10 protein-coding genes are annotated in these 14,672 nt (G+C 68.2%); 9 read left to right on the forward strand and 1 reads right to left on the reverse strand.

Annotation, left to right across the window (positions count from 1 at the left end; genetic code table 11):
* Positions 1 to 15 precede the first annotated feature (15 nt).
* The 9 genes from OXQ33_RS05565 to OXQ33_RS05605 all read left to right on the forward strand — a co-directional run bounded on the left by OXQ33_RS05565 (position 16) and on the right by OXQ33_RS05605 (position 12,937).
* Positions 16 to 1,413, forward strand: a complete 1,398-nt coding sequence (locus OXQ33_RS05565; protein ID WP_267433712.1) for a glycoside hydrolase family 125 protein — start codon at positions 16 to 18, stop codon at positions 1,411 to 1,413.
* Positions 1,410 to 3,722, forward strand: a complete 2,313-nt coding sequence (locus OXQ33_RS05570) for a GH92 family glycosyl hydrolase (RefSeq protein WP_267433690.1) — start codon at positions 1,410 to 1,412, stop codon at positions 3,720 to 3,722. Before OXQ33_RS05565 ends, OXQ33_RS05570 begins: the two co-directional genes overlap by 4 nt.
* Positions 3,723 to 3,745: 23 nt before the next feature.
* Positions 3,746 to 5,656, forward strand: a complete 1,911-nt coding sequence (locus tag OXQ33_RS05575; protein ID WP_267433691.1) for an alpha-L-fucosidase — start codon at positions 3,746 to 3,748, stop codon at positions 5,654 to 5,656.
* A gap of 278 nt (positions 5,657 to 5,934) precedes the next feature.
* Entirely contained in the window at positions 5,935 to 7,974 is a 2,040-nt protein-coding gene (locus tag OXQ33_RS05580; protein ID WP_267433692.1) for an HAD-IIB family hydrolase, read from the forward strand.
* Positions 7,971 to 9,116 carry a glycosyltransferase gene (locus OXQ33_RS05585; RefSeq protein WP_267433693.1) on the forward strand — a complete coding sequence of 382 codons (1,146 nt, stop codon included), beginning with the start codon at positions 7,971 to 7,973 and terminating at the stop codon, positions 9,114 to 9,116. The genes OXQ33_RS05580 and OXQ33_RS05585 overlap by 4 nt, the downstream gene beginning before the upstream one ends.
* Positions 9,113 to 10,042: a galactosyltransferase-related protein gene (locus tag OXQ33_RS05590; protein ID WP_267433694.1), complete on the forward strand. Its 930-nt coding sequence runs from the start codon at positions 9,113 to 9,115 to the stop codon at positions 10,040 to 10,042. Before OXQ33_RS05585 ends, OXQ33_RS05590 begins: the two co-directional genes overlap by 4 nt.
* Positions 10,039 to 11,115 carry a glycosyltransferase gene (locus tag OXQ33_RS05595; protein ID WP_267433695.1) on the forward strand — a complete coding sequence of 359 codons (1,077 nt, stop codon included), beginning with the start codon at positions 10,039 to 10,041 and terminating at the stop codon, positions 11,113 to 11,115. The genes OXQ33_RS05590 and OXQ33_RS05595 overlap by 4 nt, the downstream gene beginning before the upstream one ends.
* A complete protein-coding gene (locus tag OXQ33_RS05600; RefSeq protein ID WP_267433696.1) occupies positions 11,112 to 12,023 on the forward strand; it encodes a polysaccharide pyruvyl transferase family protein in 912 nt (303 codons plus the stop codon). Before OXQ33_RS05595 ends, OXQ33_RS05600 begins: the two co-directional genes overlap by 4 nt.
* A complete protein-coding gene (locus OXQ33_RS05605) occupies positions 12,020 to 12,937 on the forward strand; it encodes a glycosyltransferase family 2 protein (RefSeq protein WP_267433697.1) in 918 nt (305 codons plus the stop codon). Before OXQ33_RS05600 ends, OXQ33_RS05605 begins: the two co-directional genes overlap by 4 nt.
* Here the strand turns inward: OXQ33_RS05605 and OXQ33_RS05610 are convergent.
* The coding region (locus OXQ33_RS05610) for a TonB-dependent receptor (protein ID WP_267433698.1) at positions 12,894 to 14,672 on the reverse strand (1,779 nt) is incomplete at its 5' end. The genes OXQ33_RS05605 and OXQ33_RS05610 overlap by 44 nt on opposite strands.

The following is a 14,672-nucleotide window of genomic DNA, read 5'->3' on the forward strand; positions in this document are numbered from 1 at the left end:
AATCGTCGCCAGTTGATGGCGGGGGCAGCCGCCCTCGCCGCCACCCCCGCCTTCGCCGCCAGCGGTTTCGCCAGCAACCGCCCGGCCGTCGCCGATCGCCGCTTCGTATCCAAGGCGGTCGAGGCGGAGATCACCCGCATCTCGAAGCTGATCGCCGATCCCGAACTCCGCTGGATGTTCGGCAATTGCTATCCCAACACGCTCGACACGACCGTGCTGTCGCTGGGCGAGGTGAACGGCAAGCCGGATGCCTTCGTCATCACCGGCGACATTCCGTGCCTGTGGCTGCGGGACTCGGCGGCGCAGTTGCGCCCCTATCTGCATCTGGTGAAGCGCGATCCGGCGCTCGGGCGGCTGTTCCGAGGGCTGATCGGGCGGCAGGCGCGTTCGATCCTGATCGACCCCTATGCCAACGCCTTCATGCAGGACCCCAGCGCCAAGACCAATCTCGGCTGGGCGCTGAAGGACGATACCGACATGAAGCCCGGCGTCGCCGAGCGGAAATGGGAGATCGACTCGCTCTGCTACGCGATCCGGCTGGCCTATGGCTATTGGCGCGAGACGGGGGATACGACGCCCTTCGATGCGGAGTGGAAAGCCTCGGCCCGTCTGATCGTGAAAACTTTTTGCGAGCAGCAGCGGAGAGACGGCCCCGGCCCCTATCGCTTCCGCCGCTCCGCGCCCGAGCCAACCGAGACGCTGTATCGCGGCACCGGCCTGCCCACGCGGCCCAACGGCATGATCCATTCGGGCTTCCGCCCCTCCGACGATGCCTGTCTCTATGGTCAGTTCATCCCGGCCAATCTGTTCGCGATGACGACGTTGCGCGAGCTGGCGGCGCTGTCGAACGCGGTGGGCGAAGCCGCACTGGCGCAGGACGCCACCACGCTCGCCGCCGAGGTCGAGGCCGCGCTCAAGCAGTTCGGCACGATGACGCTGCCGAGCGGCGAGCGGGTCTGGGCCTATGAGGTCGACGGGTTCGGCAATGCCGTCTTCATGGACGACGCCAATGTGCCCTCGCTCTCGGGCCTGGCCTATCTGGGGTGCGTCGATCCCGCCGATCCGCTGTGGCAGCGCACCGTCGCCGCCTGCTGGAGCCGGAACAACCCCTGGTATTTCGAGGGCAAGGCGATCAGCGGCATCGGCGGCCCGCATACCGGGCCGGGCCAGGTCTGGCCGATGTCGGTCATCACCCGCGCGCTGACCTCGACCGATCCGGCGTTGCTGCGGTCGAGCCTCGCCATGATCCGGCGATCGCATGGCGGGACCGGCTTCATTCACGAAGGGGTCGATATCGACGATCCCACCAAGTTCACGCGCGACTGGTTCGCCTGGGCCAATGGCCTGTTCGGCGAGCTGGTCGTCCATGTCGCGGCCACGAGGCCCGAAGTCCTGCGGGAGACGTTTGCATGATCCTGAACCGCCGCTCGCTCCTCGCCGGAACCGCGCTCGCCGCCCTGCCGATACGCGGGGTGATGGCCACCCTGCCGCCGCTGCCGACCCCGCCGAACCTGTTCGTCGGCACCGGTGGCGACGGCCATACCTATCCAGGTGCCGTGATGCCCTTCGGCATGGTGCAGTTGAGCCCCGATACCGATGTCGAGCGCTGGGATACCTGTTCGGGCTATCATCATGGTGACGGCTCGATCATGGGGTTCAGCCATACCCATTTGTCGGGCACCGGTATCGGCGACATGCTCGACGTGCTGGTCGTGCCGACGCGCGGCGCGTTGAAGCTGGTGCCGGGGCCGCTCTCCAACCCGGACGAAGGCTATCGCCAGCGTTATTCCGACGAAATGGCCGAACCCGGCTATTACCGGGTGAAGCTGGAGTCCGGTGTCCTCGCCGAACTGACCGTGACCGAGCGGACGGGGTGGCACCGCTATACCTATCCCAAGGGACCGGGCCATGTCCTGATCGACCTGTCGCATCTGGTCCTCGACAAGACCGATGCCAAGCCGCTGATCACCGACGCCGAGCTGACCATCGAGCCCAATGGCACGATCACCGGCACCCGCCGCGTGTTCCGCTGGGCCAAGGGGCGACGCATATTCTTCGCGATGCAGCTGTCGAAGAAGCCTGCCCGAATCCAGCTTTATGGCGACGGCGACACGCCCGCGACCGGCACCACCGTCAGGGGCAACCGCCTGAAGGCCGCCCTGTTCTTCGACGAGTTGGGCGATGCGCCGCTGCTGATCCGCTGCGGCATCTCGGCGGTCGATGTCGCGGGCGCCAAGGCCAATCTGGCGACCGAGGCCAAGGACTGGAACTTCGACCGCGTACGCGAAATGGCACAAGGGCGCTGGATCGGCGTGCTGGGCGGCATTCGGGTCGAGGGCGGCACCCCCGACCAGCAGACGATCATGGCCTCCGCCAATTACCACACGCTGATCGCGCCGACGCTCTTTTCGGACGTGGACGGTCGCTATGTCGGACTGGACGGACAGGTCCATACGCTGCCTGCCGGAGAGTTCGCCTACAGCACCTACTCCACCTGGGACACGTACCGGGCGCTCCACCCCTGGCTGATCCTGACCCAGCCAGCCCAGGCCAAGAAGCTGATCGACGACGTGATCCGCCAGACACAGCAAAGCGCCTATGGTCCGCCGGTCTGGACGCTGCAGGGCAAGGAAACCGGCGTCATGATCGGCTGGCACGGCACGCCGATCATGGCCGAAGCGATGGTGAAGGGCATTCCCGCCGATTACGCCGCAGCCTGGCCCGGCATCGCCAAACGCAGCTTCGACTTCTCCGCGCCCGACCTGGACAATAGCAAGGGCCGCGACCTGTACGACGCCAAGGGCTATGTCCCCGCCGACAAATGGTTCGAGAGCGTCAGCCGGACCCAGGAATATGCCTATGACGACTGGGCCGCGTCGCACATCGCGCGGAAAGCGGGCAAGACCGCAGAGGCCGATCGGCTGCTCAAGCGCTCCGGAAACTGGCGCAACGTCATCGATCCCACGATCGGCTTTGCCCGCCCCCGCTTCGACGATGGAAGCTGGTGGAAGGATTACGATCCCATCCAGCTGGGCCATATGCCCAAGCCCTGGTGGCGCGACTATACCGAGGCGAATGGCTGGCAGGCGACCTTCCTCAACCAGCATGACGTCTATGGCCTGATCCGCCACACGGGCGGCGAGGCGAAGTTCGAGGCCAGGCTGGACGAACTGTTCAGCGCGCCCTCGACCCTGCCCAAAAACGCGCCGCCGGACATTTCGGGGCTGGTCGGCCAGTATGCGCATGGCAATGAGCCGGACCAGCATGCGGCCTATCTCTACGCCTATGTCGGCGCGCCCTGGAAGACGCAGAGAATGGTCCGCCGCCTGCTGACCGAGATGTACAAGAACGCCCCCGACGGCATCATCGGCAATGATGACTGCGGCCAGATGAGCGCGTGGTTCCTGTTTTCCGCGCTCGGCTTCTATCCGGTCGATCCGGTCAGCGGGGCGTATGTCTTCGGCGGCCCCTTGTTCGAGCGGGCGCAGGTGTCGCTGGGCGGCGACAAGACCCTGGTCGTCGAGGCCAAGGGCAATCGCCCCGACACGCCATACGTCCAGTCGGTGGCGTGGAATGGCCGCCCCTGGACGAAGAGCTGGATCGACCATGCCACGCTGGCAAAGGGCGGCACCCTGTCCTTCACCATGGGCGCGAAGCCTAACCCCGCCTTTGGTCGCGATCCCAAGGACCGGCCGCCGTCCTTCGACCATAAGCCCGCCTGATCCCTCCCGGAGCCGACCCGATCATGTCCGATTTCTCCCGCCGCGCCGTCCTCGCAACCGGGCTCGTCGCCTCCGCCGCGCCCGCCTTTGCGCAAAAGGGCGTCGGCGCGCCCGCCCCTTATGGCGCGGTCCCCTCGGCACGGCAGTGGCGCTGGCACCAGCGCGAGCAATATGCCTTCATCCACTTCGCCATGAACACCTTCACCGACAAGGAATGGGGTTATGGCGACGAAGACCCCAAGATGTTCAACCCGACCGACTTCAGCGCCGACCAGATCGTCGCGGCGGCCAAGGCGGGCAACCTGAAGGGCATCATCCTGACGGCGAAGCATCATGATGGCTTCTGCCTGTGGCCAACCAGGCTGACCGAGCATTGCATCCGCAACTCGCCCTACAAGAACGGCCAGGGCGATATCGTCCGTGAGATGTCGGACGCCTGCAAGCGGGCGGGACTTGCCTTCGGCATCTATCTCTCGCCCTGGGACCGCAACCATCCGCAATATGGGCGGCCCGCTTATGTGGAATATTTCCGCAAGCAGGTGGTCGAGCTCTGCACCGGCTATGGCGAGCTGTTCGAATTCTGGTTCGACGGCGCGAACGGCGGCGACGGCTATTATGGCGGCGCGCGCGAGACGCGGCAGATCGACGCGCCCAAATATTACAACTGGCCCTCGATCATCGCGCTGGTGCACCAGCATCAGCCCATGGCCTGCACCTTCGATCCGCTGGGCGCGGATATTCGCTGGGTGGGCAATGAGGACGGTGTGGCGGGCGATCCCTGCTGGCCGACCATGCCCAACCACCCATACGTCCAGAGCGAAGGCAATTCGGGCGTGCGCGGCGGGGCGCTCTGGTGGCCCGCCGAGACCAACACCTCGATCCGGCCGGGCTGGTTCTATCACGCCGACGAGGACTCCAAGGTCCGCAGCCCGGAGAACCTGGTCGGCTATTTCGACACCTCGGTCGCGCGCGGCACCAATATGAACCTGAACCTGCCGCCCGACCGGCGCGGGCGCATCCCCGATCAGGATGTGAAGATCCTGAAGAGTTTCGGCGATGCGATCCGCGCCAGCTTCGCCACCGACCTGGCGCAAGGCGCGGTGGCGAGCGCAAGCCATGTGCGCGGAAAGGGCTATGAAGCGGCCAAGGTGCTCGACGGCAACCGCGACACCTATTGGTCCGCCCCCGACGGCGTGACCACGCCCAGCCTGACGCTCGACCTGCCGCCGGGGCGCAGCTTCGACCTGATCCGTATCCGCGAGTACCTCCCGCTCGGTGTCCGCGTCACCCGCTTCGCGGTCGATGCCGAGGTGAACGGAGCGTGGCAGCAACTCGCCGAGCATGAGTGCATCAGCGCGCAGCGGATCATCCGCCTGCCCGCGCCGATCACCGCACGCCGCATCCGCCTGCGCATCGCCGACGCACCCGTGTGCCCCGCGATCAGCGAGGTTTCGTTGTTCAAGAGCGTCGCGCCGGTCCCCATCCCCGCCATCGTGTCGAGCGACCCGACGGTCATGGATACCAAGGGCTGGGGGATCGTGTCTGCCAGCGCGCCGGGCGCGGAAAAGTTGCTCGACAACGACGCCAAGACCATCTGGGTCCAGCTTGCGCCGACACCGGGCAAGCCCGCCAGCGTGACGGTCGACATGGGCCAGGTCCGCGACGTCGCGGGCTTCAGCCTGACACCCTCGCGCCAGGTGATGATCGATGCCGCCCCTCCGCGCGGCTATGTCGCCGAGACGAGCGTCGATGGGAAAAGCTGGACCCCGGCGGGCGCGGGCGAATTCTCCAACATCGCCTATGCGCTCTCCACCCAGCGCCTGCCCTTCGCCAGCGTCCGCCCGGTCCGCTATCTGCGGCTGACCTTCGCGGAAATGTCCAAGCCCGCCGAAAAGCTGGCGATCGCCGGGATCGGCGGCTTCACCAAGCGCTGACCCGGAGGGCCGCTCACCACCCCAGCCGCAGGGACAGGGTGGCGAGCGGCACGATCCGGTCGCTGGTCGCATCGGGCGCTTCCGATGCGGCCAGCGCACCGTCGCGGATCAGCGCCAATGGTCAACCGCCGCTCACCTAATCGGCCCAATCAAACTTGATAAAGATCAAGATCGAAGCAGCGAAAACCATCATCGCCCCACCCCCCGATAAATCCCTGAAACGGCTGGGAGCCAATCAATATTACTAACGTTCTTGCTCCATAACGAAAGGGGCGAGATTGTTCATCCTGCATCTGGCACTTGGCGGCTGCCTGAAATCGCCGCCTGTCCATTATGGCATCACCGCCGACACCGGCGGCCATATCGCCTATATTCTCGATGCAGCGATCGCCCAGGCGGACCATATCGATACGGACCAAGTCTCGATCGTCACCCGGCTGTTCGAGGATCTGGCGCTGGACCGCGAACATGGCCTGGCCAGCGAGCGGATTTCGCCCAAGCTGACCATCGACCGGATCGCGACGGGCGATCACCGCTATCTCGAAAAGGAAGCGCTGGCCAACGACCTGGCGGCCTTTACCGAGGCGTTCTGCGCGCATCTGGAAGGCTTGCCGCGCCTGCCCGACGTGATCCACGCGCATTTCTCCGACGCCGCCGCCGTCGCGGCGGAGGCGCGGCGCCGCTTCGCCATCCCCTTCATCTACACCCCCCATGCGCTGGGCATCGACAAGCGCAAGCATCAGGGCAACAACCCCGCATTGGACGGCCGGATCGCCGCAGAACGCAGCGCCATCGCCGGGGCCGATGCGATCATCGTCTCCACCCGCGACGAAGCGGAGCGGCAGGTCCATGCCTATGCCGCGCCGGTCACGGGCCGCATCCACTGCATCCCGCCCGGCGTCCCCAGCCGCGACGCCAGCCCGATCAGCCGCCCCTCCCTGTCCGAACGGCTCGACACCATGCTGGCCGACCCCGCCAAGCCGATCGTGCTGGCGATCGCGCGGCCCGTCGCCAAGAAGAATCTGGGCGCGCTCGCCCGCGCCTATGCCGCCTCGCCCGCGCTTCGGGATGCCGCCAATCTGGTCATCCTGGCCGGACAGCATGAGGGCCCCGGATCGCCCGAGGAACGCGCGGTGCTGGCCGAGCTTCAGGCGCTGGCGCAAAGCCCCGCGCTGCGAGGCCGCTTCGCGCTGCCGCCCGAACATGACGGGCACGACGTCGCAGCACTTTACGACCGGGCGGCGAAGGGCGGCATCTTCGTCAACGCGGCGCTGCACGAGCCCTTCGGCCTGACGCTGATCGAGGCGGCGGCGGCGGGGGTCCCGGTGGTCGCGACCCGCCATGGCGGCCCAAGCGAGATCGTCGGGGCGCTGGACCACGGCCTGCTGGTCGAGCCGAGCGACGAAAGCGCCATTGCCGAGGCGTGCCTGACCATCTTGACCGATCCCGAATGCCATGCGCGGATGAGCGAGGCCGGACGTTCGGGCGCGGCCCGCTATGACTGGCGGCGCTATGCCACGGAATCGATCGCCCTCTATGCCCGGTTGCCGCGCGCGCCGGGACTGCTGGCGAGCGATATCGACCATACGCTGACCGGTTGCCCGGCGGGGGCCTATGGTTTTGCCGAGTGGCGGCGGGCGAGCGGCCTGCCCTTCGTCGTGGCGACGGGGCGTTCCTTCGCGATGGCGCGCGCGATCCTGTCGCAATGGGGCCTGCCCGAACCCGATGCCTTCATCACCGATGTCGGCACGCGCATCATGCTGAAGAGCCAGCGCGGCTGGCAGGAATGTCCCGCCTTCTCCGCCCGGTTGAACCACGGATGGGACCGCAAGGCGGTGGTCGCCGCCCTCAAGCCGCTGCGCCTGCGTCCCCAGCCGCGCGACACCGCCGGGCCGCACAAGCTGAGCTTCTTCGGTACGGCGGAGGATGCGATGCGGGTGCGCACGACGCTGGCCGAACAGGGGATCGCCGCCAAGACCGTCTTCTCGCATGGCCGGCTGATCGACGTGCTCGCGCCGCTGGGCGGCAAGGCGGCGGCGGTGGCGGCCTATGCGCGGCGGCTCAACCTGCCGCTCGGCGCGTGCATCGCGGCGGGGGACAGCGGCAACGATGTCGACATGCTGGAAGCGTGCGGCCATGCCATCGTCGTCGGCAATGCCAGCGACGAACTGGCCGGACTGCCCCCGCGCGAGGGCTTGATGCGTGTCGCGGGCCATCATGCGCGCGGCGTGCTGGAGGGACTGGAGCGGCTGGGTCTGGCCGATCCCAAGCCCGCCGCGATCCCGGTGCGGAGCGCCATCCGGGCCAGCGCGGCATGATCCGGCCCTTCGGCTATTTCGTCCATCATCAGGGGCGCGGCCATGCCGAACGCTGCGCCGCGATCCTGAACGCCCTGCCGCCCGAGCGGCCAGTAACGGTGTTCTGCGCCCGCGACGATATCTTCCCTCCACTGCCGCCACAGGTGGAGCTGGTCGTTATCCCCTCTCTGTTCGAGCCGACCGGGCTGGAGGCACGCGGGCTGGACGCGGTGCCGACGCCCGACACGCTCCATTGCGCGCCGCTGGGCTGGCCGGGCATCCGGCACGCCATGGCGATGATCGCGGGCTGGTTCGACCGCGCCGACCCCGCGCTGATGATCTGCGACGTGTCGGCGGAGATCGCACAGCTCGCGCGCATCTGCTCGGTCCCGCATGTGAAGATCCTGCAACATGGCGACCGAAGCGATCCGGGCCACCGCGCCGCCTATGACGGGGCCGCCGGGCTGCTCGCCGCGTTCGACGAGGCGCTGGCCCAACCCGAATGGGACGCAGCGATGCGCGCCAAGACCTGTTTCGCGGGCGGCCTGGGCGTCGACACCCGCGTCCCCGAGCGCGAACTCGCCCGCCAGCGGATCGGTGTCGGACCCGAGGAAGAGGTGATCCTGGTCCTGTCGGGCGGCGGCGGCGAAGGCTTCGCACAGGCCCCCCTGGGCGTCGGGGCGCGAAGTCGTCCGGGCGCGCGCTGGATCACCATAGGCCCGGTCGTACGCGACTGGCATGCGACCGAGCCCGCCAATATCGAGCATCGCGGCTGGGTCGACAACGCGGCGGATCATGTCGCCGCCGCCGACCTGGTCATCGCCTCGACCGGCAACACCACCTGCCAGCAGATCCTGGCCGCCGCCCGCCCCTGGCTCGCCATTCCCGAATGGCGATATTTCGACGAGCAGCATCGCAAGGCCGAGACGCTGGCGGCTGCGGGCGTCGCCTGTGTCCGCCCCCACCTCCCCTCTTCGGCGCAAAGCTGGACTGCCGCGCTCGCCGAAACCCGCAGCCAGCATCGCCCCGCCGCCCAGCGCGCGATGATCGCCGACACGCCCGCACAGGACGCCGCCGACTGGCTGGAGGCGCTGGCCGCGCGGCTCTGGCCGGTCGAGCTCGATCTTTCCCCCACCCCTGATTCCGCCGGAGCCCATTCATGATCTCGCCATCCAGCATCTCGGTGGTCACTCTCGCCGGGGGCCGCCCCGATCATCTGCGCAACGTGGTGCTGGGGCTGAGCCGTCAGACGCTGCGCCCCGTCGAACTGATCGTCGCGGTGATCCAGGACGAGGGCTATGACCTGCCCGACGCGCCCTTCCCGATCCGCCAGATGATGGTGTCGGGCCCGCGCCTGCCGCTGGCCCAGGCGCGGAACGCGGCGGCGAAGGCGGCGGTGGGGGACAAGCTGGTCTTCCTCGACATGGACTGCATCCCCGCGCCCGACCTGATCGCTCAATATGACCGCTATCTGGACGAGATGGACGGGTTGCTGATGGGCGAGGTCATGTATCTGCCCGGCGGCGCGACCGAAGGCGATTGGCGCTATGACGACTTCGCGGCCCGCGCCGTCCGCCACTCCGACCGGCGCGGCCCCCCGCCGGAGGGGATCGAGCGTTGCGAGGATTATCGCTGCTTCTGGTCGCTCAACTTCGCGATGCGCCGCGCGACCTTCCTGGCGACGGGCGGCTTCGACGAACGCTATTCGGGCTATGGTGGCGAGGACACCGATTTCGGCAAGCTGGTCGACAAGGCGGGCGTGCCGATCGCCTGGATCAAGGGCGGCCTCGCCTATCACCAATATCACCCGCACCACATGCCCCCCGTCCATCATCTCGACAGCGTGGTGCGCAATGCCGAGCTGTTCGAGGAGAAATGGGGATACCGCACCATGGGCCATTGGCTGCACGCCTTTCGCCTGATGGGCCTGATCGACGACACGCCCGGTCGCCCGATCCGCATCCTGCGCCGCCCCGACGCCGATGACCTGAGCTTGACCGGCCAGCAGAGCCATCAGCCCTATGCCAACACGGCCAGCGTCATCCGCCTGCTGGAGGAGCGCGCCGCGAACGCCCAGGTCGCGGCATGAGGATCGCGCTGCTCGCGCATGTCCGCCAGCCGATCCGCCAGCCCTTTCTGGGCGGGATGGAGGCGCATGGATGGTATCTGGCGGAAGGGCTGGCGGCGCGCGGGCATGAGGTGGTGCTGTTCGCCAGCGGCGACAGCGACCCGCGCTTCACCATCGATCCGGTGTTGCCGGTCCATTACGAAGCGGTGTTCCCCTGGGCCGAACATCGCGGCAAGCCCGAACTGATCGCGCATGTCGATGCGGGCTATGCCGAGGCCTGCGACCGGATCGCGCGCGGCGGGTTCGACGTGGTGCACAATAACAGCCTGCACCGCTTTCCGCTGGAGCCGCGCCGCACCGCCGCGACCCCGACCGTCACCTCGCTGCACGTGCCACCCTATGACGCGCTGCATCACTTCGTCCGGGTCAGCCCCGCGCCCAGCCACCGCCTGACCGTGACCTCCGCGAGCCAGCTTCGCGCCTGGTGGCCGGAGGGCGCGCCGCCAGAGGCGTCGGTGCTGCACAATGCGATCGACCCCGCCGCCTGGCCCTTCGTACCGGTCGGCAATGGCGAGGCGGTGTGGTGCGGGCGGATCACCCCGAACAAGGGGACCCATCTGGCGATCGACGCGGCGCGGATCGCGGGGGTCCCGCTGACCCTGTTCGGCGCGGTCGAGGATCCGGATTACTGGGCGACGGAGGTCGAACCCCGGCTGGGCGGTGCGATCCGCTATGGCGGGCATCTGGACGGTGCGGCGCTGGCGGCGGAACTGGGGCGGGCGTCGGTCTTCCTGTTCACGCCGTGCTGGGACGAGCCGTTCGGGCTGGTCGCGATCGAGGCCATGGCCTGCGGCCTGCCCGTGGCGGCGTTCGATGCGGGTGCGGCGCGCGAGGTCGTGGGCGAGGCCGGGTGCATCGCCCCGGCGGGTGACAGCACGGCGCTGGCCGAGGCGATCCTCGCCGCCGTCGCCATTCCTCGTGACGTGGCCCGCCGCAGGGTGGAGAGGCATTTCGCCCGCGACTTGTGGCTGGACCGATGCGAAGCGCTCTATGCCAGCGTCCGCGCTGCCCCGCGCCCCGCCATCGCGGCATGACCGGCGACGTCATCGAACGCCAGCGGACGCTGTTGCACGACCTGTATCGTCGGCATGTGCGACGCGGCGAACCTTACGCGCTGGTCGACTTTCCCGATCATCCCAATGTCGGGGACAGCGCGATCTGGCTTGGCGAGATCGCCTGTCTGCACCACATCGGCGCGGGCGATCCGGCCTATATCTGCCGCTGGGACGATTTCGACGAGGCGGCGTTGCGCGACGCCTGCCCCCATGGTCCGATCCTGATCCATGGCGGCGGCAATCTGGGCGATATCTGGCCGCATCATCAGCATTTCCGCGAGACGATACTGGCTCGCTTCCGCGACCGCCGGGTGGTTCAGCTTCCCCAGTCGATCCATTTCCGCGACGAAGCCCAGCGCGACCGCTTCGCGAAGTTGGTCGCCGAGCATCCCGACTTTCGCCTTCATGTTCGCGACACCGCCAGCCTCGCACTGGCGGAACGGTATTTCGACTGTCCGACGACGCTCGCCCCCGACTCCGCCTTCGGCCTCGGCGCCCTTGCCCGCCCGGTCGAGGCCGACTGTGACTGCCTGATGCTGCTACGCTCCGACGCCGAACGGGCGGAGCGCGACGATGCGCCGCTCTCGGCCATCGCGGGAAGCGTCATGCTCGACTGGCTGGAGGAGCCGCCGGTCGCCACCGACGATCCGCTCGCCCGCTCGCATATCCGCGTCGAGCGCGGCCTTCGCCTGTTGGCGCGGGGGGAGACGGTGGTGACCGACCGGCTGCATGGCCATATCCTGGCGCTGCTGCTCGGCATTCCGCAGGTCGTCATGGACAATGACTATGGCAAGGTCGGCGCCTATATCGCCACGTGGACACAGGCCAGTCCGCTGGTCCGCCGGGCCCGCTCGCCGCTGGAGGTGGCGGCGATGGTGGCGGGATGATCGACGTCAGCCTGCTGATCTGCACCCGCGATCGGCGCGACAGTCTGGCCGCGACGCTGGCCTCGATCGTCCGAGCGGCGGAGCAGGCGCGCGGGGTGCGACTGGAGTTGATCGTGGTGGACAACGGATCGTCCGACGGTACGCCTTCCATGGTGCGCTATTGGGCGACCGAGCGCGGCTTCACCATCCGCCTGCTGTCCGAACCGCGCCCCGGCCTGTCGCGGGCCCGCAACATGGCGCTGGCGGCGGCGCGGGGGCGGATCATCGCGATGACCGATGACGATTGCGTCCTGCACCCCGATTACCTCACCCGGCTGATCCGGGCCTTCGCCGCGTTCCCCGCGCCGGTCGTCATCGGCGGGCGCATCCTGCTGGGCGATCCGGCGGACCTGCCCGTCACCGTCAAGCTGGAGGATCATCCGATGACGGCCGACCCGGAGGGGTTTCCCGGCGGCTTCGTGATGGGCGCGAACCTGGCCTTCACCGCCGATGTGCGGGGCCTGGTCGGGCGGTTCGACGAACGCTTCGGGGCGGGAGCGCCGTTCCGCGCCGCCGAGGACACCGACTTCCTGTTCCGCGCACAGGCCGCGGGCATCCCCATCCGCTACGATCCCGGTTTCGTGGTCGACCATCATCATGGCCGCAGGCGTGAGGACGAAGCGGTCGCTTTGCTGGCGGGCTATGGGTTCGGTGACGGCGCGCTCTATGCCAAGCATCTGTGGACCGACCGCCGCATCGGTCGGTTGATCCGCGAGGATGTGCGCAACCTGCGGATGCGCTTCGTCGGGCCGGTGCCCGCCATCCGCCACTTCCACGCCTTCCGCCTGCGCCATGTGCTGGCGGGCTTCGCCGCCTACGCCCGCGCCGCGATCACAGATCGACGCCCATCCGCACCCCGAACGTCCTCGGCCTGACCGGGGTGGAGACGTTGCGCCGACCCAGCAGGAACGGATTGCCATAGGCGAAGCGATTGCCCCGCTCGTCCAGGATATTGTCGAGCGTGGCGGACAGCGAATAGCGGCCTTTCCGCGCGGTCAGCGACAGGTTGCCGATGCCATAGCCGCCCTGCCGAACATCGAACATGTCGCCGACGCCCAGCACCGACGGCCCGACGAAGCTGGCCTCCCCCCGCGCCGACAGGATCAGGTCGGGCGACACATGAAAGTCGCGCACCACGCCCAGCCGGGCCGAGACGCTGGGCGTTTCGGGCAGCCGCCGGTTCTTCGCCCGGCTGAGCGCGGCGGTGGCGCCCATCACCTCATTATCCGTCACGAAGACCGCGCCGGTCAGGTGCCAGTCGCGCTGCAGCACCCATTCGACCCAGCCCTCCAGCGCATCGACCCGCGCGTCACCGATATTGCTGGTGACCGGCTGCCCCGACCGGTTGAGCAGATCGGCCTGGATCGCGGTCCAGCGGGCGTGCGACAGGCTGAACGAGGCGGACAGCCCGGTCGGTCCGCCTCGCAGACGGCGGACGCCGAACTCCACCATATGGATCGAGTCGGACTCGAAATTGGCGACCCGTCCCACCCCCGCCGCGACCGCCAGACCGCCGGTGCGGAACCCCGACTGATAGCGACCGAACAGGCTCCACGCCGGGGCCATCGCCCAGGAAAAGCCGAAGGTCGGATCGACCCGGGTGGTCGAGCGCCCCCGGACATAATTGGCGCTCCGCGGTCGGAGCGAGGGTTCGCCATCGACCCGCGCCGCCGTTACCCGCCCGCCGAGCGTCAGCGACAGCCGATCGCTCAGCGGACGTGTCGCCTCACCGAAGATCGCGCCGCTGCGCGTCAGGTTGGTCACGCCGATCACCGGTCGCACCCCCTGTCTGGCAGTCAGCGTACGCCCCATCACCGACTGGTCCGACACCAGATTGATGCCGACGACCCAGGAGCCGCCGCCCGCCAGCCGCCGCGACAGGCGGCTTTCATGCGTGAACAGGGTCTTCGACCCGTCGAGTTGATAGGCCAGGCCCGCGCCCAGCATGCTGGCGTCGAACCGCTCGAACGAGGCACCCCGGACCAGCCCGGTCGACGACACGAATTGCAGGCCGTCGTCCCAATATTTCGTCAGCAGCAGACGACCGAACGCCATGTCGCTCCAGGAGGGTTGCGCGATTGCCGCGCGGCTGACCAGCACGTCCTCGCTCATCACATATTGCGCATCGCGCGCGACGATCGACTGACCCCCGCCGCCCAGTTCCGCCTGCCAGCCATCGCCCACGTCCCAGTGCAGCGTGCCACGCAATCCGCTGGTCAGCACCCGGTTGATGTCGGTCGCGCCCGTCCGGCCATTGTCGATATAGCCGCCATCGACCGCATGATAGCCGACCAGCCGCACCCCCAGCGTTCCGGGCAGCAGCACCTTGTTCGCCACCGCCGCCACGTCGCCGCTCGGCGAACCATGGGTGGTCAGTCCGCCGCCCCATTCCAGCCGCCCGGCATCCCGGTCGAGCGCCACCGGATTGGAGGTCAGCCGGATGATCCCCCCGATCGCCCCCGACCCGTGCAGCGCCCCCTGCGGCCCCTCGGCGATCTCCACCTCGCCGATATCGTAGAGGCGCAAGCCGGGATCGGGACCGGCAAAGGCGATCTGCACCTCGTCCAGATACAGGCTGGCGGTCGACTCGGTCGCGCCGTTGAAACTGCT

The sequence above is a fragment of the Sphingomonas sp. GM_Shp_1 genome, assembly GCF_026540895.1.
Classification (GTDB): domain Bacteria; phylum Pseudomonadota; class Alphaproteobacteria; order Sphingomonadales; family Sphingomonadaceae; genus Sphingomonas.